The organism is Methylobacterium sp. WL1, assembly GCF_008000895.1.
Lineage (GTDB): Bacteria > Pseudomonadota > Alphaproteobacteria > Rhizobiales > Beijerinckiaceae > Methylobacterium.
Window position 1 is genome coordinate 4,189,443 of record NZ_CP042823.1, and the last position, 20,162, is coordinate 4,209,604.

Annotated in this window: 18 protein-coding genes and 4 pseudogenes; 13 read left to right on the forward strand and 9 right to left on the reverse strand. The window is 66.4% G+C overall.

The window, feature by feature from the left end:
- Positions 1–17 precede the first annotated feature (17 nt).
- On the forward strand, positions 18–1,427 hold the full coding sequence (locus FVA80_RS20360; protein ID WP_147910856.1) for an amidase: 1,410 nt from the start codon (positions 18–20) through the stop codon (positions 1,425–1,427).
- A 110-nt stretch (positions 1,428–1,537) separates the two neighbouring features.
- On the opposite strand, the gene FVA80_RS20365 is transcribed toward FVA80_RS20360, so the two are convergent.
- A complete protein-coding gene (locus FVA80_RS20365; RefSeq protein WP_003600567.1) occupies positions 1,538–1,720 on the reverse strand; it encodes a DUF3606 domain-containing protein in 183 nt (60 codons plus the stop codon).
- A gap of 800 nt (positions 1,721–2,520) precedes the next feature.
- A complete protein-coding gene (locus FVA80_RS20370; RefSeq protein WP_147957863.1) occupies positions 2,521–3,354 on the reverse strand; it encodes a porin family protein in 834 nt (277 codons plus the stop codon).
- A gap of 584 nt (positions 3,355–3,938) precedes the next feature.
- Here FVA80_RS20370 and FVA80_RS20375 point away from each other — a divergent pair.
- A complete protein-coding gene (locus tag FVA80_RS20375; RefSeq protein ID WP_147909919.1) occupies positions 3,939–4,409 on the forward strand; it encodes a regulator in 471 nt (156 codons plus the stop codon).
- Positions 4,410–4,456: 47 nt separating this feature from the next.
- On the opposite strand, the gene FVA80_RS20380 is transcribed toward FVA80_RS20375, so the two are convergent.
- Positions 4,457–4,681, reverse strand: a complete 225-nt coding sequence (locus FVA80_RS20380) for a hypothetical protein (protein WP_147909918.1) — start codon at positions 4,679–4,681, stop codon at positions 4,457–4,459.
- An 88-nt stretch (positions 4,682–4,769) separates the two neighbouring features.
- Positions 4,770–4,952, reverse strand: a complete 183-nt coding sequence (locus FVA80_RS20385; protein ID WP_147909917.1) for a hypothetical protein — start codon at positions 4,950–4,952, stop codon at positions 4,770–4,772.
- A gap of 123 nt (positions 4,953–5,075) precedes the next feature.
- Between FVA80_RS20385 and FVA80_RS31460 the strand changes: the two are divergent.
- Positions 5,076–5,441, forward strand: a pseudogene (locus FVA80_RS31460) (hypothetical protein); the annotation flags it as partial.
- Positions 5,442–5,463: 22 nt separating this feature from the next.
- Here FVA80_RS31460 and FVA80_RS20395 read toward each other — a convergent pair.
- Positions 5,464–5,865, reverse strand: coding sequence for a hypothetical protein (locus tag FVA80_RS20395; protein ID WP_147909916.1), 402 nt, complete (start codon positions 5,863–5,865; stop codon positions 5,464–5,466).
- A gap of 239 nt (positions 5,866–6,104) precedes the next feature.
- Between FVA80_RS20395 and FVA80_RS32205 the strand changes: the two genes are divergently transcribed.
- Together FVA80_RS32205 and FVA80_RS31465 are read left to right on the forward strand one after the other, a co-directional pair.
- On the forward strand, positions 6,105–6,377 hold the full coding sequence (locus FVA80_RS32205; protein WP_147909915.1) for a hypothetical protein: 273 nt from the start codon (positions 6,105–6,107) through the stop codon (positions 6,375–6,377).
- A 186-nt stretch (positions 6,378–6,563) separates the two neighbouring features.
- Positions 6,564–6,818, forward strand: a complete 255-nt coding sequence (locus tag FVA80_RS31465; protein ID WP_147909914.1) for a hypothetical protein — start codon at positions 6,564–6,566, stop codon at positions 6,816–6,818.
- Here FVA80_RS31465 and FVA80_RS20410 read toward each other — a convergent pair.
- Complete coding sequence (locus FVA80_RS20410) at positions 6,775–7,761, reverse strand: IS481 family transposase (RefSeq protein WP_147909913.1); 987 nt, start codon at positions 7,759–7,761, stop codon at positions 6,775–6,777. The genes FVA80_RS31465 and FVA80_RS20410 overlap by 44 nt on opposite strands.
- 30 nt (positions 7,762–7,791) lie before the next feature.
- Positions 7,792–9,012, reverse strand: a complete 1,221-nt coding sequence (locus FVA80_RS20415) for an IS256 family transposase (protein WP_147909912.1) — start codon at positions 9,010–9,012, stop codon at positions 7,792–7,794.
- 66 nt (positions 9,013–9,078) lie between these two features.
- On the opposite strand from FVA80_RS20415, the pseudogene FVA80_RS20420 reads away from it, so the two are divergent.
- The 8 genes and pseudogenes from FVA80_RS20420 to FVA80_RS20455 all read left to right on the forward strand — a co-directional run.
- Positions 9,079–9,598, forward strand: a pseudogene (locus FVA80_RS20420) (integrase core domain-containing protein); the annotation flags it as partial.
- 231 nt (positions 9,599–9,829) lie between these two features.
- Entirely contained in the window at positions 9,830–10,375 is a 546-nt protein-coding gene (locus tag FVA80_RS20425) for an RNA polymerase sigma factor (protein ID WP_147909911.1), read from the forward strand.
- 90 nt (positions 10,376–10,465) lie between these two features.
- Positions 10,466–11,476 carry a FecR domain-containing protein gene (locus FVA80_RS20430; RefSeq protein ID WP_187193440.1) on the forward strand — a complete coding sequence of 337 codons (1,011 nt, stop codon included), beginning with the start codon at positions 10,466–10,468 and terminating at the stop codon, positions 11,474–11,476.
- Positions 11,477–11,656: 180 nt separating this feature from the next.
- Positions 11,657–14,152 carry a TonB-dependent siderophore receptor gene (locus FVA80_RS20435; protein ID WP_246692047.1) on the forward strand — a complete coding sequence of 832 codons (2,496 nt, stop codon included), beginning with the start codon at positions 11,657–11,659 and terminating at the stop codon, positions 14,150–14,152.
- 137 nt (positions 14,153–14,289) lie between these two features.
- Positions 14,290–15,391, forward strand: a pseudogene (locus FVA80_RS20440) (IS3 family transposase).
- Between the two features lie 84 nt (positions 15,392–15,475).
- Positions 15,476–15,804, forward strand: a pseudogene (locus FVA80_RS20445) (transposase); the annotation flags it as partial.
- Positions 15,805–16,015: 211 nt separating this feature from the next.
- On the forward strand, positions 16,016–18,373 hold the full coding sequence (locus FVA80_RS20450) for an EAL domain-containing protein (protein ID WP_147909908.1): 2,358 nt from the start codon (positions 16,016–16,018) through the stop codon (positions 18,371–18,373).
- Positions 18,370–18,840 carry a BLUF domain-containing protein gene (locus FVA80_RS20455; RefSeq protein ID WP_147909907.1) on the forward strand — a complete coding sequence of 157 codons (471 nt, stop codon included), beginning with the start codon at positions 18,370–18,372 and terminating at the stop codon, positions 18,838–18,840. The genes FVA80_RS20450 and FVA80_RS20455 overlap by 4 nt, the downstream gene beginning before the upstream one ends.
- Before the next feature lie 259 nt (positions 18,841–19,099).
- On the opposite strand, the gene FVA80_RS30630 is transcribed toward FVA80_RS20455, so the two are convergent.
- Together FVA80_RS30630 and FVA80_RS30635 are read right to left on the reverse strand one after the other, a co-directional pair.
- The gene (locus FVA80_RS30630; RefSeq protein WP_187193442.1) at positions 19,100–19,276 is read right to left on the reverse strand and encodes a hypothetical protein; all 177 of its coding nucleotides are present in this window, start codon (positions 19,274–19,276) and stop codon (positions 19,100–19,102) included.
- A gap of 224 nt (positions 19,277–19,500) precedes the next feature.
- Entirely contained in the window at positions 19,501–19,665 is a 165-nt protein-coding gene (locus tag FVA80_RS30635) for a hypothetical protein (RefSeq protein ID WP_187193443.1), read from the reverse strand.
- Positions 19,666–20,162: the final 497 nt, after the last annotated feature.

Sequence of the window (20,162 nt, forward strand, 5' to 3'; positions counted from 1 at the left end):
GCGAAGGACACCGGCCCATGACAAACGATATCGTCTTCTCGGACGCGACCCAGCTCGCCGCGCTGATCCGCACCCGCCAGGTCTCGCCGGTGGAGGTCATGCAGGCCCACCTCGACCGCATCGCGGCCGTCGATCCCAAGGTCAACGCCATCGTCACCGTGGCGGAGCGGGCGCTCGACGGCGCCCGCGCGGCCGAAGCCGCGATCCTAGCCGGGGGCGAGATCGGGCCCCTGCACGGGGTGCCGTTCACCGTCAAGGATTCGATCGACACCGCCGGCGTCCCGACCCAGCGCGGGTCGCCGATCTTCCGGGGCCGCATCCCCACCGCGGACGCCACGAGCGTCGCCCGCCTCAAGGCCGCCGGGGCGATCCTGCTGGCCAAGACCAACCTGCCGGAATTCTCCTACTGGATCGAGAGCGACAACCTGCTCTCCGGTCGCTCGAACAACCCCTGGGACCTCGAGCGGACGCCCGGCGGGTCGAGCGGGGGCGAGTCGGCGGCCATCGCGGCGGGTATGTCGCCGCTGGGCCTCGGCACCGACCTCGCCATCTCGGTCCGGGGCCCGGCCGCGCAGACCGGGATCGTCTCGCTGAAGCCGACCCACGGGCGGGTGCCGATGACGGGGATCTGGCCGCGCGCGCCGCGGCGCTTCTGGCATGTCGGCCCGATGGCCCGCTCCATCCGGGACCTCGCGCTGGCCTTCTCGCTCCTGTCCGGTCCCGACGGCGAGGACGGCTACGCGTCCCGCACCGTCGCCGCCGATGCCGGCCTGGGCTCCGCGCCCGGCCGTCCGCTCCGGGTGGGCTGGCTGGTCGAGCCGGGCTTCGGCCCGATCGATCCCGAGGTCGCCGCCACCGTCCGGGCGGCGGCCGAGGCCCTCAAGGCCGCGGGCTGCGTCGTGGAGGCCGTGCGCATCCCGGCGCTGGAGCGTGACTTCGCCCTCGACGTCTTCAACACGCTGCACGTCATGGAGATGAAGCCGGCCTTCAGGGAGGCGACGGAGGGCCGGAGCCGGGACGAGATCTACACCATGGCCAGGACCATGCTGGCGCTCCCGGACTCGTCGATGGACGACTACATCGCGGCCGAGCAGGCGGCGGAGCGGCTGCGGGACGGCTACGCCGACTACTTCCGGCGCTACGACGCGCTGATCACCCCGGTCCTGCCGATCCCGGCCCACAAGCACGGCGTCACGCACTTCGTCATCAACGGGCAGACCGTCGACGCCACCTACCTCCAGGGCGCGACCGTGCCGCTGAACGTCACCGGCCTGCCCGGCCTGTCGATGCGGTTCGGGACGAGCGGCGAGGGACTGCCGATCAACGTCCAGGTCGTTGCCAGCTGGCAGGCCGAATCGACGATCCTGCACGTCGCCGCGCTGCTGGAGGCGGCGAGCCCGGTGCGTGGGCTGCACCCGAACCTGTAGGCCGCCGTCGCGCTTGTCCCGCGGGATCGCGCTTACGACGCCGGATGCTGCCTCCAACTCACGATCGGCGCCCCGACCTGACGCGCTGCCCCGTCGGGGCGCAGATGCGCCTACCGCTTCTTGCCCAGCTCCGCGGCGATGTCCTTCGTCATCCGGCCGACCTTCCGATGCGCCGCCGTCAGCTGGTCCTGGGTGACGCCCCAGCGCTTCATCCAGAACTCGACGGCCTTGCGTTCCGACAGATCGAGCCGGTCCTTATCGATGAAGCCACGCTTGTCCTTGAGGCCAGCCATGGGAAATCCTGTTGTGTTGGTGACTGCGGGTTAGGAGGAGGCGCGCGACGAACCTCTCGGGCGCGAGACATGCGGGGGAATCGCAGCGATGCCCAGACCCATGGGGCCACGCAGCGCACCGATGCGGCGGGTTGCCCGGCCGGTCGGCGCTCTTGTGATGGAAGTCGGCGCGCAGGAACGCGGCGCCCTGTGTCGGGCTGCCGGCCATGTCGGGCGCCGCGGCGGGGGAGGCGAAGTCCCGGTGATGGTGCTCGCGCGGGCGCGGCAGACCGGTCAAAGCGGCGTGGATCGGATCCTGCGCGGGCGGTCGCGGACTGTCCGCGAGGGCGTCGCGGGTGGGCGCCCTCGCAAACGGCGCGCTCATCAGGACGACCGATCCGAACACGTCGGGCCGGGCCAGGGAGCAGAAGCCCGCGACCCAGGAGCCGAAATCGTGACCGGCGATGAGCCCGGGAAAGGCGTGAGCATGACCACACTGTGAAGACGTCTGATCCAGTCAGCCCGGGGGCCCGTCCCCATCGCGGTTCAGGCTCCCACACGGATTGAAGTGACGGATCGTGACAGCGTTGCAAACGCAGCGTCGGGATCAGCGCGCCAGGCCGAAACAGAAATGAAAAACACCCCGGGAGCGGGTGCTCCCAGGGTGTTGCCGACCTCACGGCCAGATTGATCGGGCTGGGGATCCGGAGGCCGACAAGTTGCCGGCGCCTTCCGCGGCGGGGAGCGAGGAGGAGGACCAACACCTCTCGCCCGCCGGCCACATCTCCCGGCGTTGAGGCCGGGAGGAGCGCGATCCGATACTAGTACGAGCCGAACTTGTAGTTCAGGCCGGCGCGGACGACGGCGAACTCGTCGTCGCGACGACCGATGGCGCTGTAGGCCACCGGGACGAGGTTGGCGGCGTTGACGACCAGGGCGCCCTGGTTGCGGTTGCCGCGCTCCAGGTTGACGTACAGACCTTCGATCTTGAACGTCACGGCCGAGGACCGGAAGAAGTTCAGGAACGACTCGGTGGGGAGGGCGAACTCGACACCGCCGCCGACGGCGTAGCCGGTGCGGAAGCTGTCGTTGCCGGCGTAGCCGCCGAACGAGCGGTCGGCGCTGCCCGAGCCGTAGGCGAAGCCGCCGGTGCCGTACACGAGGGTGCGGTCGAAGGCGTAGCCGAGGCGGCCGCGCACGGTGCCGAAGTAGTCGAGGCTCGACAGGCCGCGCGGGTCGGTGACGTAGTAGCCCGGGGCGACGGCGCCGTTCACGAAGGCGTTGTTCCGGCTACGGCCGAAGTCGAGGTACTGGGCGTCGGCCTCGATGCCGACGACCACGCCCGAACCCGGGGTGAACTGGACGTTGTAGCCGATCTGCGCGCCGCCGGAGAAGCCGTCCTGGCTGCGGTTGCGGAAGGTGGCGGTGGTGCCGGGAACGGCGAACGGGGCCGGGATGCCGAAGGTGGAGTTGTTCGAGCGGCTGCTGGCGTCGAAGGCGTAGCCGGCGTTGAAACCCGCGTAGAAGCCGGTCCAGGTGAACACCGGCACCGGGGTGAACACGGGCGGCGGGGCGGCGCGGCGCGGCAGGTCGGCGGCGGCAGCGGCGCCGGTCAGGGCGGTGAAGGCGGCCAGGGAGGCGAGAAGCTTGGTCATCGTGTTGGGTCCGGGATTTCTATCTGACGGTAAGGCTACCGGCCCATGAGCCAAATAGCTGTAGTTTTACGGACACACTTGTCGCCGATGAAGCAAGACGGCGTAGTAAACCATTTATGAAGCGGCTTTGTGCGCGCTAAGTATTTCGCAATGTACTGCGTCATGCGCCGTGACTAGAAGGTTGCGATTTGGTTGCATCATGCAGCGGCGGCGCCCGCGAACTGTGACCCGCAAGTCATAGCTTGGATTGTGAGGCTCACTGCAAGGTGGCACTTCACTTGGGGGCTTCACGCCACACCATGCCTATCCGGCCGCGCCCGCCGGACACATGTCATGCCGGCCGCTGCACCTCGGGAGCATGATACGGCCAACAATTCCGGTCCTCGCCTCCAGATGCGGTCGCTGCTGTTCCTGAGGAAGGCTTTCGTGGATCCGGTCGGTGGCGAGTATCGCCCTGGGTAGCAGACCTGCACCGAACGAGTTTGACCCAGCGATACGGAAGTCCCAGTCTCCGCATTTAGCGGGGCTCATAAGCGATATAGCTACGTTTATCGCTCCGTATAAAACAATACGGAGGAAAATACGTGGATCGGCACAGCTTCGACCAGACCAACATCACGTGGCGCACCCTGGATTGGCTCGATCACATCGCCTTCTTCGTCTACAAGGTCGACGAGGAGAACCGGATCGTCGACGTGCTCTTCAAGTTTGCCGCCAACCAGCGGGTGATGCTGCACCGGCATCACTGCCCTTACGTCACGCTGGTCATGCAGGGCGAACTGCGGTTCTACCGCCCGAACGGTACGCTGAAGGAGATCCGCCCCAGCGGCAGCTTCGTCTCCGGGCCCGCCCATGGCGAACCTCACGAGGAGGGCGGCGGAGATCGGGATGCGATCGTCTTCTTCAGCAACCGCAACATCGAAGACGCGCTCTACGAGTTCCTCGACAAGGACGGGCGCACGATGCAGGTGCTGGGGATCGCCGACTTCCGGGCACAGCTCGAGGCACAGATCGCAGACGGGTCAGCCGCGAAGGTGGCCGGTCGCCCCGTCTGATGGGAAGGAGCCCCGCAGTTTCGCAGCCGCGGGGCTAAACCATGGAATCACATGCGGGCGCGGCGCATGTGATGATGCCGGTGACGGGTCATGTGTCGCCGCCCCATCATGCCGGTCTGGCCACCCATCCGCTTCTGGGACGAGCTCTTCACGCTGCCCGGGTTATTCATGTTGCCTTCCGCGCTACCGCCCCCGGCGGGTGTCTGCGCCATCGCTGCTCCTGCCATCGCGACGGTGAGCGCGGCAGCGAGAGCGATTGTCTTGATCGACATGGACGTTCCTCCAGACCGATCGGTTCGATCAGCCCAGGAGCAAACATCCCCGCGGTCGGTATCGTTCAGGCACCGACGCTGATTGACGTTACAGATCCTGACGCCGTCGCAACCGCAGCGCCAGGATCAGAGCGCCGGGCCAAAACGCGAGGCTCAGCACCGCGACCGGCAGGATCGGGCGGTCCTTCCACCACACGATGATCACCGGCACGAACAGGCCGAGGATGGCGATGGTGAGGAACGCCCAGACTTCGACGTCGGACAGGTTCATGAGCGGTAGGTAGGGGCTTTCCTACCGCGACGCTTCCTTCACACCTGGTGGCACAATGCCGCCACCAGGCCGATCCGGCCCGAGCACCGCTCACTCTACCCGCTCGACCGGCGCGAGCTGTCGATGGCAATCCGCTTTGGTCGGGCGCAGGGCCGCTGTGAGCGCTGCGGGCGACCGCACGGGCAGATAGTCTACCACCTCGGCGATGGGCGTCGGCGGGATGCTAGACCCGGCCGCCGGCGCGATGACTGGAGCCGTAGGATCCGGGTCAGGTCTGGCGCTGGTATCCTCGGCCGCGACCGCCGAACCCGTGTCGTCCCGGCAGCCGCCCACCGGGATCACGACACGGCCGACAACGCGGACGCCAACCGCGCAGCCTCCTGCCATCGCGGCCACATGATCCGCGACAGACCGGAGCACCAACGCCGACGCCGACGCACGCTGTTCCAGCGGAAGGCGATGGGGGATCCATTCGGTGGACCCTACGCCCGAGATACGGTCGAGAAAGCCGTCAGCTATCCTCATCGCGGTCGAGATTGCGGATCAAGTCACCGATCGGATCGCCGTCGGCGGTCCCGCTTTGGGCAGCTGGATGTATCAAGGTGCTCGAAAGCCTGGGCAATGCCCCAACCCCCGGCGGCAGGGGCATCGTTGGGCGACGTGCCAACAGCGCGCCGCTGTCCGCCATCAACGCAGCAGGCTCACTGCCATGTAGCCTACGCGGAGGATCGGCCCAGATCGTCGGCCCGGCCGCCGTTTCATTGGCGACCATGACAACCCGCACCGTGCGCTCCGGCCTCTCGTCGTTGCCCGGATGTAGGACATGGGCGGCGGCGAGCAGCCCAAAGGCAGCAATCGCGGTGGTGACGAGGGTGGATCTGTAGTGTTCCATGTCGGTGGAACCGACGGCCAAGCTTGCCGTTCCGCCTGCTCTCCCGGGATAGCTAACCGTGACTTTACGGATGCCGCTCAGCCCGGCGGCGGGAACGATCCGAGCTTTCACGAAGGCTTCTCGTCGGGAGCCACGAAGGGTTGACGAAGCCTCCGGGCAGCTACCATCCCGTCGAGGAACAGCTTCACGGGAGCACGATTACCCTAGTACCGCCCAAGGGTCCCTAAGCACTCGGGAGGCGGGTCAACGGGAGAACGCTAATGAAGGCATCACTGCTTGTTGTTGCAGCCATTCTCGCCCTCGGAAGCACAGCCTTCGCTGCTGAAAGTGGAGCTGGCGGCTCAAGCCGTTCAGGAACCGCGAACAGTACCGGCCCGAACGATGCGGGCTCAGGCTCATCCCCGGGTGCGGCCGGCAGCGGCCCTTCAACTGGCGGGATGAGCCGCTCCGGCACGACGAACAGCACGGGGGCCAACGACGCTGGGTCAGGCTCGAAGCCAAACGGGACCAGCGGAACGCCTGGCAACCGCTGAACGTCCCTCGAATGGGGCGGCCTCACCGCCTCCCCATTCACGGCTTAGCGCTTCCAATGGAGCGTGCGGTCGCATCCGCCTGGTCGCGATACGGTCCTGTAGACACCGACCGTTAACCAGATTGTCCCTCGCTCGCCGCATGTCGGCGGTAGGCACTCTCGCTCCCGCAACGGCCGAGAGCAGAGCATGACGCGCGCCGACCTCGACAAGCGCACCGCGCTGACCGTGTGGCCTGGCCATGGCCCAGCGCACGTCGCGCAGGGTCACGAGTTCCCAACGCTGCGCCAGGCTCTCGCGGCAGCCGCTAGAGCCATAGACGCAGAAGACGCGCAGCCCTGGATCATCACGGAGAACGGCGACATTCTCTCGCCGCGATGGATCAGGGCCAACGCTGGATCTAGGTGTTTGGTCCCGGCATTTGGTGGATCGGGCTTGACCTGAAGCGGCTGGGCTCGGCGGACCATGCTTTGCAGATGGCCTCATAGAGGGTGAGCCCACGGAAGGTCTTGAGGCGGCGTGCGAAGTTGTAGGCGCTGACGAAGTCGGCCAGGTGAGTGCGGAGTTGCGCGTGACTGTCGGAGTGGTAGCGCTTGACCGTCAGGTCCTTGATCGTGCGGTTCATTCGCTCGACCTGACCGTTGGTCCAGGGGTGACGCGGCTTGGTTAGACGATGGTCGATATCGTTTCGGGCGCAGGCGGACTCGAAGCTGCCGGCTCGGAATGTCTCGCCGGCTGCCATCGCCTCCTTGATGATGGAAGCGGCCGAGGCGATGTTGCCGGGCGTGGTGAAGTGGGCGCCGTTGTCGGCGAGCACCGTGTGCGCCTTGTAAGGCACGGCCTCAATAAGATGGCGGAGAAAGTCGCCTGCGACCCGCCGCGTTGCCTTCTCATGGAGTTCGACGAAGGCGAACTTGGTCGTGCGATCGATGGCGACGAATAGGTAGAGCCGACCCTCGGCCGTGTGTATTTCAGCCAGATCGATGTGGAAGTAGCCGAGAGGGTAGGCCTTGAAGCGCGACCGCTTGGGCTTGTCGCCGTCGACCTCCAGCAATCGGCTGATACCGTGGCGTTGCAGGCAGCGGTACAGGGACGAGCGGGTCAGGTGCGGGATCGTGGCCTTCAGCGCGTAGAGGCAGTCTTCGAGCGGCAGAAGCGTGTGACGGGGAAAGGCGACAACGACCGCTTCGTCCTCGGGTGACAGCACCGTCGAACGCGGATCCTTCGGCCCCGTGCGCTGGTCGGCGACCGAGGTTCGCTGCCTCCACTTAGCGACCGTCTTTGGGTTGATCCCGTAGCGCTTCGAGAGCGCCCTCAGGCTCGCTTGACTATGCTGGATCGTTCGACGGATCGCCTCCGTCGTCGTGGCGCTGCCGGGGACTGTCAGGAATTTCGTGTGCGGGCGGCGTGTTGAACATCAGGCCGCCATGGCCCGGGTGAAGCGCTCGCCGAAGATGACGGCGAACTGCGCCTTGGCCATGACCCACTCACGCGGGCCCATCTTCCACGCCTTCTCGAAGCGGTTCAAGACCAGGTAGAGCAGCTTCAGCGCGGCCTCGTCGGTCGGGAAGTGACCGCGGGCGCGCACGGCCCGGCGCAGGGTGGCGTTCAGAGCCTCGATGGCGTTCGTCGTGTACAGGATCCGGCGAACCTCGCCCGGGAACGCGTAGAACGGGATCACCTCGCCCCAGGCCCGTCGCCAGCTCTGGGCGATGGCCGGGTAGCGCTTGCCCCACTCGCCCGCCTCGAAGGCCGCCAAGGCCGCCTCGCCAGCTGTGGCATCGAGCGCGCGGTAGATGTCCTTCAGCGCGGCCGCCACGAGCTTGCGGTCCTTGTAGGAGACGAAGTCGAGGCTGTGGCGCAGCAGGTGAACGATGCAGGTTTGGACCATCGCCTCGGGGAACACCGCCCGGATTGCATCGGGGAAGCCCTTCAGGCCATCGACCACGGCCAGGAGCACGTCCTCGACGCCGCGGTTCCTGAGCTCGTTCATGACCCGTAGCCAGAACTTGGCGCCCTCGTTCTGCTCCAGCCACAGGCCGAGGATCTCCTTGGAGCCGTCGGCGCGCACGCCCAGCGCGATGTGGACGGCCTTGTTCCGAACGACGCCCTCGTCGCGCACCTTGATCCGCAGGGCGTCGAAGAACACGATCGGGTAGACCGGCTCCAGCGGCCGGGCCTGCCAGGCGGCGACCTCCTCCAGGACCGCGTCGGTCACCGCGCTGATCAGGTCGGGCGAGACCTCGATGCCGTAGAGCTCGCGCAGGTGGGAGACGATCTCCCGGGTGCTCATGCCGCGGGCGTACATCGACACGATCTTGTCGTCGAAGCCGGGAAAGCGGCGCTGATACCGGGCGATCAGTTGCGGATCGAACGTCGCCTGCCGGTCGCGCGGGATCGCCAGCTCGATCCGGCCAGTCTCGGTCGTGACTGTCTTGCGGCCATAGCCGTTGCGCGTGTTGCCAGCATCCTCGCCCGCCAGATGGTGGTCCATCTCGGCGTTGAGCGCTCGCTCGGCCAGGGCTTTCTTCAGCTCGTTCAGCAGGCCGTCGGCCTCGAAGGCCGTCTTGGGATCGGCCCCGGCCAGAAGCTGATCCAGGAGCGTGTCAGGAATACGGGGTGCTTTGCGTCGTGCCATCGGGAACCTCCATCGGATCCACTATGGCCGCCCGCACACGAAATTCCTGACAGTCCCGACGGGGCGCGCGCACATGATGGACGCAAGATCCGGATGCTCGACGTCGTCGACGAGTTCACGCATGAATGCCTGGCGATCCGAGTCGCCCGCAAGCTGAAGGCAACCGATATCATCGACGTGCTCTCGGACCTGTTCATCCTCCGTGGCGTACCTAGCCATATCCGTTCGGATAACGTCCCGGAGTTCGTTGCGAAGATCGTACAATCTTGGATCACCGGCGTCGGCAGCAAAACCGCCTACATCACTCCGGGCTCACCGCGGGAGAATGGCTACGTCGAAAGCTTCAACGTGCGGCTTCGCGATGAACTGCTCAACGGCGAGATCTTATACACACTCAGGGAGGCGCGGATCGTCATCGAAAATTGGAGATGTCATTACAACACCGTGCACCCCCACGCCTCACTGGGATACCAGCCGCCTGCACCGGAAGTGTTCATGTCCAGCCTTCTCCGCTTGGCCGGCCGCGCTCGCCCGACCCGCTCCGCCGGCCAAACTACCCGTGGTGGAGCGGCCTACCGCGCACTAACTTGAACCTTGGAGCATCCTGTGGGGGCCGATCACGCTCACTGGCGACCTCACATGAAAGCTTCTTCGCGATCGAAGTACCGCCGCCGATTGATCACCTTGAACGTAGAATAAATATAAACTGATGCTACGCTCTAACGTGTAGCTTTTATGTTCTTGCCAAATGGCGTGTCGCCACGATACGCGATGACGTTGCTTAATTGCTCCGGCGATTTGTCGCTGGCAGAGGTCGATGGCTGTCGTCACTCCTTCGCGCGAGGCGCGCGCAAGTCATTTAGCGAGACTTTATCGTACCCATTGTAAAGCCTTGCTGCGCTTTCTGGGTCGGAAGGTCGGCCAAAACGATGCGTCGGATTTGGCGCACGAGGCATTCCTCCGGATCGCACATTCGGGACATAGCCAGACACGTCTCCACAACGAGCGCGCCTTCCTGTTTCAGATCGCAGCGAACCTGGTCCTCGACCACAAGCGTGCGCAGTTGCGCCATTCTCGCATCCTCACGGCCATTGAGATAGACGAGCTCTTGATGGTTGCCGACGAGACGCCGGGCCCGGAGCAGTTCGCTCAGTCGCGTGGTGAGGTGCAGGCTCTCGACGCGGCACTGCACGAATTGCCTCTCCGGCGCGCCGAGGCCTTCCGGCTCAGCCGGATCGAAGGTCTAAGTCACGCATCCATCGCCGCCCGTCTTGGCGTATCGCTCCGCACCGTGGAGGCAGAGGTCAGGATGGCTCTCGATCATTGTGCCGACCGTCTGCGATCCGGACGATCGCCGGATTGATCGCGGCATCCTCCTGATGACAATGGTCCCCGGCATGGAATGCCCTTCAGGAGATCGCTTGAAACGCTCGCGGCAAACGGCGAGAGACGAATGAGCGCGCCGGATGATCATGGCGGACCGTCCGCCGACAGGGACCGATGCATCGCGCAGGACGCGCGCGCCTGGGTGGTTCGCCTGACGTCAGGCACCGCGACGCAGGACGACGCACAGGCGCTTGCCGCCTGGCGCTCCGATCCGGAGCAGGACGCCGCCTTCCGGGCTGCAGCAGGACTCTGGAAGCAGGCGGGCCACGCCCTTGCCGGCCCAGCGCGCGCGCCTGCCAGCCGCGGTGACCTGCTGGCGATGACCCGGCGCCGCATGCTCCGCCGGGTGGCCGCGGGAGGCATCGCATCGGCCTCGATCGCCGCCGGCGCGACGCTCGCGTTGCGATGGCCGGTGCTGAATGCGGCCTATCGGACAGGAACCGGTGAGATCCGAACGGTGGTCCTGTCGGGCGGCATCCGCATCGAGCTGGATGCCGAAACCGCCCTGGACGCCCGCCTCGACGACGAGGGACACGACATGGCCCTGCAGGCGGGCTCGGTCGCTGTCACGGTCCCGGCCAGCGGTGCGGCGCTCATCCTGGGCGCAGGCCGGGGGCGCCTCGTCACCGAGCTGGGTCGGCCCGCGGAGTTCATCGTGCGCTGCAGGCCGAGCGAAGGCCTCTCCGGTTGGGTCGGCGCCCTGGACGCCGACATGTCCTGCCTGTCCGGCGCCGTCACGGTCGTTCCCGCCGCGGGAGCGCCGACGACGCGCCTCATGGCGGGACAGGAGATCAGGATCGGGCCGGATGCGCGCGGCGTTCACCTCATCGACGTCGCCCATGTGGCGGCATGGCGGCGTGGCCTTCTCGTCTTCCGCGACACGCCCCTGTCGGAGGTCGTGGACGATCTCAACCGATACCGCCCCGGTCGGATCGTCCTGGCCGGTTCGGCGGCCGCCGCGAGACGCGTGACAGGAATTTTTCATCTGGCACGTCCGGAAGAGGCCCTCAGCAGCATCCGCACCGCGCTCGCCCTCTCGGAGGTGCGGCTCGGCGACCGGCTCGTCATTCTCCGCTGAGGTCGGCGAGGCCGGCGCGGGAGCCATTGGGTTTTTTTGCGGGCTCGTCACCCGGGGCACGTCTGAAGAGTCAGGCGGGCGATCATGACCCGCCGGGCCGCGGTTGCAAACCGCGCGGGGACGGTGGGGCGAATGACGGTTCAAGAACGCGGGGCGAACCGGACGGGGAATGGCTGTCGCATGGTCATCGGATTGAGTGGTGTCGCGGCGTTGGTGCTCGCCATTCCGACGCCGACCTCGGCAGCCATCGACCATGCGGCGCGGGACGGGACGGCCATCGGCGCGCGGATCACCCGCATTGCCGCAATCGTCGCGGACGCGGACGCGGACGAGACCCTGGATTTCGCCATCGCGGCTCAGCCCCTGGACGAGGCCCTGGCGGCCTACGGAGCGATCAGCGGCGTCCAGTTGATCTACGACAGTCACGCGACTCGCCGGCTCCGCGCGACACCGATCACCGGACGCTACGACCGGGTGGAAGCGCTCCGCCGATTGCTCGCGGGTACGGGGCTGGTGCCGCAATTCACGGCGCAGCGCTCGGCGACCCTCGTGGGCATCGTCGCCGAGGTCGAGCCCGCCGGCATCCAGGACGGCGGCGTCGTCTTGGATGCGCTGGAGGTGACCAGCGAAACCGCCGTCGGACCCACACATGGCTACGTCGCCCGCGGCAGCACGACCGCGACCAAGACCGGCACGTCGCTTCTCGAAACGCCCCAGGCGGTCAACGTCATCGGCCGAAAGGAGATCGAGGATCGGCAGGCGCAGAGCGTCAGCCAAGCGCTTCTCTACACGCCGGGGGTTCTCACCCAGTACGGCACGGACGTGCGCTACGATTGGCTCTACGTCCGCGGCTTCGTGCCCGGGCGCTACCTCGACGGGTTGCGCCTGCCGTTCGGTGCTCGCGGATACTCGCAGCCGCGCATCGAATCCTACGGCCTGGAGCGCATCGAATTGCTGAAGGGCCCGGCCTCGGGGCTCTACGGGCAGAACTCGCCGGGCGGTCTGCTCAACCTCGTCAGCAAGCGGCCGAGCGCGGTTCCCGTGCGTGAGATCCAGCTCCAGACCGGCAGCTTCGGACGCGCACAGGCCGCATTCGATCTGTCGGGTCCGATCGATCCGGACGGCAGAATCCTGTACCGGCTCACCGGCCTCGCGCGCACCACCGGCACCCAGGTCGACGATCTGGAGGAGGATCGGGTCTTCATCGCACCGAGCGTCACGTTCCGGCCGGATTCCGACACGTCGCTCACGATTCTCTCGCAATACCTGCACATCGATTCGCCCGGAGGCGGCGCGCCACAAGGCCTGCCGACGCTCGGCACCCTGTACACGAACCCGCGCGGGCGCATTCCGACCAGCCGGTTCATCGGTGAGCCGAACTACGATCGCTTCAAGCTCGACCAGGGCTTCATCGGCTACACCTTCGAACATCGGTCCAACGACGTCTGGACCGTGCGCCAGAACCTGCGCTTCGCCCATGTCGAAGCCGACACCCAGCGGGTTCAGGCCATCGGGCTCGGGGCCGACGGCCGCACGCTCTCCCGCTACGCCTGGGCCTTCCCAGAGCACTCGAACCTGTTCAACGTCGACAATCAGGCGGAGGCGCGCTTCTCCACCGGGCCCTTCGACCATACCCTGCTCCTCGGCGCCGATTACCTGCGCGAAGATGCGCGCTACGACGAATCGCAATTGCGGGTCGTCCCCTCGGTCAACATCTTCGCGCCGGTCTACGCGGGTACGGTCACCCGGCCGCCGCTGGGCACGCGGATCACGCAAGGCCGCAACCAAGTCGGCCTCTACACGCAGGACGAGATCCGCTTCGGCGGCTTCAGCCTCACGCTGAGCGGGCGGCAGGACTGGGCCGACGCCGTCACCCGCACCCGGACGGCAGCGACCGGTGCATTGGCGCGGGTGAAGCAGGACGATGCCGCCTTCACCGGTCGGGTCGGACTGAGCTATCTCTTCGACGGCGGCTTCGCCCCCTATGTGAGCTACGCGACCTCGTTCCAGCCGACCTCCGGCACGAACCGGCACGGCTCACCGTTCGCGCCCACCACCGGGGATCAGATCGAGGGCGGCATCAAGGTGCAGCCGACAGGAACGAACCTCCTGCTGACCGGGGCGGTCTTCGACCTGAGGCAGCAGAACGTGCTGACGCCGGATGCCATCGACTTCCGCTTCAATACCCAGGCCGGCGCGGCACGGGTCCGCGGGCTGGAACTCGAGGCCAAGGCGAGCCTGACCGACAGTCTCGACCTCGTCGCCTCCTATGCGGCCATGACCAGTCGATTCACCAAGGCGAACGCCGATGCGACGGGAGCCAGCATCGTCGGGAACGAACTGCCGTTCGTTCCGCGCCATCAGGCGTCCGTCTGGCTCGACTATACGATCCGGACGGGCGACTGGGCGGGCCTCGGCCTGGGAGCGGGCGTTCGCTACATCGGTGTTTCGGTGGGCGACAACGCCAATCTCTATCGGACACCGGTCGTCACGCTCGTCGACGCGGCCTTGCGGTATGATTTCGGGTATCGCTACCCCGCCCTGAAGGGCATCGATCTCGCGCTCAACGCGACGAATCTCTTCGACAAAACCTACGTGACGACGTGCATCGCTGCCACCGGGTGTTTCTACGGTAATAGGCAGACGATCCTCGCGACGCTGCGCTATCGTTGGTGACGGTCAGGAACATCGGCCGAAGAGCCCCGGCGGATCGTTAACTCTTTGGGGACGGTTCTTGACCCTGACCCACCAAACTGGTCCGCGCTGAGCGCAAGTTTTTCGGGCATCCTGAACCCTGAAGGAGGGTGGATGCCATGCCTCGCAAACGCTTCACGAACGAACAGATCGCCTTCGCCCTGCGGCAGGCGGAGAATGGTGCGACGGTGGATGAGGTCTGCCGGAAGATGGGCGTGTCCGAGCCGACGTTCTACCGCTGGAAGAAGCAGTTCGTCGGCATGGGCGTGCCGGAGATCCGCCGGCTCAAGCAATTAGAGGACGAGAACAGTAAGCTGAAGAGGCTGGTCGCCGATCTGACGCTGGACCGCTCCATGTTGCAGGATGTGCTCAAGCGAAAGTGGTGAGGCCCGCCGCTCGCCGTGAGGTCGCCGGCCACCTGCAGGTGGCCTACGACATCAGCGAGCGTCGGGCCTGCCAGGCCACCGGCTTCGGCCGTTCGTCGCAGCGCTACAGGAAGCGCTCGGACCCTCAAGTAGCGCTGCGCATGCGGCTGAAGGAGTTGGCCGCCGCGCGGGTGCGCTACGGCTACCGACGGCTGCACATCCTGTTGCGACGGGAGGGCTGGAAGGTGAACCACAAGCGCACCTACCGGATCTACCGCGACGAGGGGCTGTCGATCCGGCCCAAACTGCCCAAGCGTAAGCGGGCTTGGCGCTGTCGCCAGGGGCGACTGGCAATCGGTGGACCCAACGAGGTCTGGGCGATGGACTTCATGTCCGACCGCCTGTTCGACGGGCGTCCGTTCCGGATCCTGACGGTCGTCGATTGCCACACGCGAGAGGCGCTCTCACTCACGCCAAGAGCCAACTTCCGCGCCTTCCAGGTGACCGAGGCTCGGGACGCCTTGGTCAAGCTGAGGGGACGGGCCAGAGCTTGCGGGTCGACAATGGACCGGAGTTCGCCGGGCGCATGCTCGACCAGTGGGCCTACCTGAACGGGGTCGAGATCGAGTTCTCCCGACCGGGCAAGCCGACCGACAACGCCTACATCGAGTCGTTCAACGGCCGCCTCCGAGTGGAGTGCCTGAACGCCTCGTGGTTCCTGTCACTGGCCGATGCCCGCGAGCGCATCGAGGACTGGAGGTGCCACTACAACGAAGATCGACCCCACACGGCCCTGGGCGGCTTGACGCCCCGAGCCTTCGCCAACCAAGCTGTCACAGCCCGAGAACCTGCATAGGCCGTGGACCACAAACGGGGTCAACTCCAACATGGCGCAAAGCCATACCTCAGGGAGGACCACTTTTCAGGGGGCAGGCCAACGGAGTTCATCGCCAAAGCCGTTCAGGACTGGATCGCAACGGTCGGATCGACGACCGCCTACATCGAGCCGAGCAGTCCATGGGAGAACGGGTACTACGAGAGCTTCAACGCGAAGCTGCGGGATGGACTCCTCAACGGCGAGATGTTCGACATCCTCAAGGAGGCCAGCGTCGTGATCGAGCAATGGCGGAGGCACTACAATGGCATCCGATTGCACGCGTCGCTCGGCTACCACCCGCCTCCCCCGGAGGTCGTCATTTGGCCAACGGAACCGAGCAGTTCAGGGCCGATCGCTCACCCCGCAATCGTCGCGCCCCGACGATGCACTAACGTCGAGCTTGGGCCACCGAATGAGGGCAGGCCAATGTCGCGACCGCCTCCCGCACAGCCAGCCAAGGACCAGCGGCATTATAACTTATGTTATTGGCGACTCGAGTTCTTGGTCCACGTCGCCCAATAACTGTGATGCATCTTCTAGCACCTCGAATTCTGCAGCTTTTATTAACTGACCAAGCTTAGGTTTTAGGCCCCGGAGCTTGGTATGCGATCAGTTTATACGTGTCTCACCCAGGCGCACGATCACGGGCTGATCCTGCTCGCTGCAGGCGTCTGCATCGTTGGCGTCTACGGCTCGTTTTCCGTCGCGACCCATGCGGCGCGTTCCGAAGGGCGCGCGGCTGCGGTTTGGGCGTGCGCTAGCATCATCGCCTCGGGCTGCACCGCCTGGGCCACTCACATGATCGGCCTGCTGGCTTTTCAGCCAGGCATGCCCGCGGCGTTCGATCCCTATCTGACCACCCTGTCGCTGATGGTCGCCATAGCGGGGATCGGGATCAGCGTCGCCCTGGCGATCGGCCAGCGCAGTCGTGCCTATCGCTTCCTGATCGGCATCCTCCTCGGCGCCAGCGTCGCCGCTCTGCACTACCTCGGCGAGGCATCCTACGTCGTCGCCGGCACAGTCGCCTGGGATCCGCACCTGTTGGCCCTGTCCATCCCCACGAGCCTGCTCGTATTCGGCACCGCCATGGTCGTTACGGGCGAGCGGCGCCGCGACCTCCGACGCGCTGGGGCGCCACTCCTGATCGCTGCCATCGCCATCCTGCATTTCTGCGGGATGGCCGCGATGACGCTCACCTTCGATCCGGCGCGCCTGCTGCCCCCCGAGGCCGTCCCGCCGGAGCTGATGGCGCCCGTGGTGGCGGGCGTATCGCTCGGCTTGCTGGCTCTGGCCTTGGTCGGGCTGCGCCTGACCCTGAATTTCCGCGCCCAGGTTCGGCGAGACCAGGAACGCTTGCGCGAATTGGCCAGCCTCGCGGTCGAGGGGCTAGCGGTCTGTGACGGGATGGTGATCACGACCGCGAACCGCAGCCTCGAGCGTCTTTCGGGCCTGGGCGCAGGCGCGCTGAACGGCCGCCACCTGTCCGAGCTGTTCCCCGGGCTCGACGTCACCACGATGCCTGAGCGCGAGGAGCGGGAGGCGGAGCTGATCGGCGCCGACGGGCAGCGCGTCCCGGTGCGCGTCCTGCGCAGCGACGTCCGACTGGGCGGCAAGCCGCAGACCGTGCTGGCCGTCCGCGACCAGCGGGAGCGCCTGCAAACCGAGTCCCGGATGCGCCTGCTGGCCTTTTCTGATGCGCTGACCAATCTGCCCAACCGGACCCGTTTCCACGAATTGGTCGCGCAGCACGCGGCGTCGTACCATGAGCACGGGCGTGCTTTCGCGATCCTCATGCTCGACCTCGACCGGTTCAAATTGGTCAACGACACGCTCGGTCACGGCCTTGGCGATACGCTCCTGCGAAAGACCGCCGAGCGCCTGAAATCAGCGCTCGGCGCGCATGACATCGTCGCACGCCTTGGCGGCGATGAGTTCGCGGTCCTTCAGGTCGACGTTGCGGGCTCCGAGGCCACGCACGCGCTGGCGACTCGCATCATCGATCTGATGGGCCGGCCGTTCCTGATCGACGGCATGCTCGTCAACGTCGGCGCATCGGTGGGCGCTGCGCTCGCCCCGATGGATGGCATCGATCCCGATCAGCTTCTCCGCAATGCCGACCTCGCGCTCTACAAGGCCAAGGCGGACGGCAAGGGTACGTTCCGGAGGTTCGAGCCCGCGCTGGACGCGCGAATGCAGGCCCGCCGCGGGTTGGAGGCCGATCTGCGGCGCGCCATCGCCGTTCAGGAGTTCGAGCTGTACTACCAACCGCTCGTCGACGCGCGCACCGGCCGTATCAACGCCGCCGAGGCGCTGGTGCGCTGGCATCATCCGGATCGTGGCCTGGTCTCGCCGGCCGACTTTATCCCGCTGGCCGAGGAAACCGGTCTGATCGGACCGTTGGGGCAATGGGTGCTGCGCACCGCCTGTGCCCAGGCGGCGCGTTGGCCGACGCATATCCGCGTGGCCGTGAACCTCTCGCCGGCCCAGTTCCGGGACGTGCGGCTCGCCGACACCGTGAAGGCTGCGCTTTCAGCCGGAGGCCTGAGCGCCGACCGGCTGGAACTCGAGATCACCGAGGGCGTGCTGCTGTCGGACGAGGAACGCACGCTCGCCACGCTGACCCGGTTGCGGGCAGCCGGCGTGAGCATCTCGATGGACGATTTCGGGACAGGCTATTCCTCGCTCAGCTATCTCCGCCGCTTCCCGTTCGACAAGATCAAGGTCGACCAGTCGTTCGTGCGCCAGCTCCCGTCCGATCCGGAGAGCGCCGCAATCGTGCGGGCGATCATCACCATGGGGACGTGCCTTGGGATGAGCATCACGGTGGAGGGGGTCGAAACGGCAGAGCAGTTCGCCTTCACGACCGCGGAAGGCTGCGATCAGGTGCAGGGCTACCACGTCAGCCGCCCGCTGCCGCTCGGCGAGTTCCTGTCGTTCGTTGATGCGCGCGAGGCTGCATGACACCGCCCGACGATACCGACCTGTTCCGCTTGGTCTATCGGAGCCGCAGTACGATCGCCGGGGACGCCGAGGCGGTGCAGCAAACCATCGACGCGGCGGTCGCCACCTCGCAGCGCCGCAACGTCCAGGCCGGCGTCACGGGTACGCTGATGTTCACCGGGCTGTTCTTCGTACAGGCCCTGGAGGGGTCGCCTGCGGCTGTGGAGGCGATCTTCGATCGGATCTGCTGCGACCTGCGCCATACCGGTCTCGAGGTCATCGAGTGCGGTCCGGTGCTGGAGCCGGGCTTTGGCAACGGTGCGATGACCTACCTCGTGCCGGACGCTGTCGCCGGGGCGCTGCTCGACCGTATGGGGGTTGAGGTCGAGCTCGCTGATGCCGCAGCAGCCGCGATGAGGCTTATGGCTGCCCTGGTTCGAACTGGACCTCGCGCCATCGAGCCGGTTCAGAACGTCGTAGCTGAATAAGTCCGAGCGCTCGTTCTGCGTTCGCCATGCCGGACTCCCGCAGACCCGCACCGTCTGTTCCGACCCAGTGCCAGCCCAGGTCACGGTGCGCTAACCGGATCCCGGCACCCTACACGGGCGCCGGTGCGATAGACGACCTCCCCCGCCAGCCCGTGATCGGATCGGGCCGCGCGTCCAGCAGGCTGACAGCGCTCCCCACGCCATCGACCTCCACCTCGGATTGTCAGCCGATCGATCGCCGGCGTGACGCGCGATGTCGTCAGACCCGGATCTCTTCAGCATGCAGGCCACCAGCCCGCAGGTGATCGGGGATGTCGGCGTGATCGTAGTATCCGGCCTCGTGGGCCATGGCGTCCAACGCGGCGATCGGGTCGGCGGCCGAGCCGGTCCAGAGGATCGTGCCGGTCGCGCCCTGACGGATCTGAAACACCTTCATCACCACACCTCCCACGCATGTCGAGCGGTCAAGCGTAGCGGCGTCTTCGACGTTCCTGGCCTACCTCAATCGGTCAGCGTTCCGGATGGGCAGCCCTTGCTTGCTTCCGGGCTATCTGAGCGTCCACCAGCGGCCGGCGCCCACCCGCACCAAGACCATCGGCGCGGCCCCAATCGCGGACGTGTTGGTCGCGTTATGCGGAACCGGAACTCGTCGGAGTCGAATCAGGGCCATGGGATCTTCCATCGGGTCCTGGTCGAGGCTTCACCGGCCGCAAACCCATGCTTGTAGCCGACCTTGTAGATGCCAGACAGGATCGCGGCGATGCAGGTCCCGATCACGATCTGGTCGAACAGCGACAGGGAGTCGAACCAGGCCCAAAACAGCATGCCGCTATACCTCGAACCCTGTATCGACGCGACGCATGAACCAGAGCGTCATCCGGTGACAGTCCCTGGCCCATTCCATTGCATGAGTACGACGCCAGAAGGTGATGATCTCGTGAACCGGCAACGAGCAGGGCTCCCGGTAGCGGAAGCGGTATCCGGCTCTCGACGCCTCGACCATGCCGCGGTCAGCCGGAGCCATCAGGTTGCATCCTCGCAAGCCGAGGCCGTGCTTGTGTCTTGGAGATAGCTCGGCAGGAGGCCAGGCGGGGCGGCTACGAAGGGGGCGCCTGACCGCGCCAACCCCTTGCTGGGCAACCCCGCTTCTGGTCGCATGGCTCAGTGGCTGCCCTCGGCGTAGCTCGACCGGATGTCATCCGGTCTCGCCTCCACGTTGATCCCGAACCCCGCCGCGATGTGGCACGGGGCCAGCGAGAACATCTCCGAACGTGCCTCGCCGTGCCGCCACCGGACCCCGGCGCGATGGGCGACGGTGCGCG

Excerpts from the sequence above, each read along its gene's own strand:
- FVA80_RS20450 (WP_147909908.1), top strand. The coding sequence starts at position 16,016 with ATGCGATCAGTTTATACGTGTCTCACCCAGGCGCACGATCACGGGCTG.
- FVA80_RS20425 (WP_147909911.1), top strand. The coding sequence starts at position 9,830 with ATGGCTGTCGTCACTCCTTCGCGCGAGGCGCGCGCAAGTCATTTAGCG.
- FVA80_RS31465 (WP_147909914.1), top strand. The coding sequence starts at position 6,564 with ATGACGCGCGCCGACCTCGACAAGCGCACCGCGCTGACCGTGTGGCCT.
- FVA80_RS20430 (WP_187193440.1), top strand. The coding sequence starts at position 10,466 with ATGAGCGCGCCGGATGATCATGGCGGACCGTCCGCCGACAGGGACCGA.
- FVA80_RS32205 (WP_147909915.1), top strand. The coding sequence starts at position 6,105 with ATGAAGGCATCACTGCTTGTTGTTGCAGCCATTCTCGCCCTCGGAAGC.
- FVA80_RS20385 (WP_147909917.1), bottom strand. The coding sequence starts at position 4,952 with ATGAACCTGTCCGACGTCGAAGTCTGGGCGTTCCTCACCATCGCCATC.
- FVA80_RS20435 (WP_246692047.1), top strand. The coding sequence starts at position 11,657 with ATGGTCATCGGATTGAGTGGTGTCGCGGCGTTGGTGCTCGCCATTCCG.
- FVA80_RS20455 (WP_147909907.1), top strand. The coding sequence starts at position 18,370 with ATGACACCGCCCGACGATACCGACCTGTTCCGCTTGGTCTATCGGAGC.
- FVA80_RS20360 (WP_147910856.1), top strand. The coding sequence starts at position 18 with ATGACAAACGATATCGTCTTCTCGGACGCGACCCAGCTCGCCGCGCTG.
- FVA80_RS20370 (WP_147957863.1), bottom strand. The coding sequence starts at position 3,354 with ATGACCAAGCTTCTCGCCTCCCTGGCCGCCTTCACCGCCCTGACCGGC.
- FVA80_RS20415 (WP_147909912.1), bottom strand. The coding sequence starts at position 9,012 with ATGGCACGACGCAAAGCACCCCGTATTCCTGACACGCTCCTGGATCAG.
- FVA80_RS20365 (WP_003600567.1), bottom strand. The coding sequence starts at position 1,720 with ATGGCTGGCCTCAAGGACAAGCGTGGCTTCATCGATAAGGACCGGCTC.
- FVA80_RS30635 (WP_187193443.1), bottom strand. The coding sequence starts at position 19,665 with ATGCTGTTTTGGGCCTGGTTCGACTCCCTGTCGCTGTTCGACCAGATC.
- FVA80_RS20380 (WP_147909918.1), bottom strand. The coding sequence starts at position 4,681 with ATGTCGATCAAGACAATCGCTCTCGCTGCCGCGCTCACCGTCGCGATG.
- FVA80_RS30630 (WP_187193442.1), bottom strand. The coding sequence starts at position 19,276 with ATGAAGGTGTTTCAGATCCGTCAGGGCGCGACCGGCACGATCCTCTGG.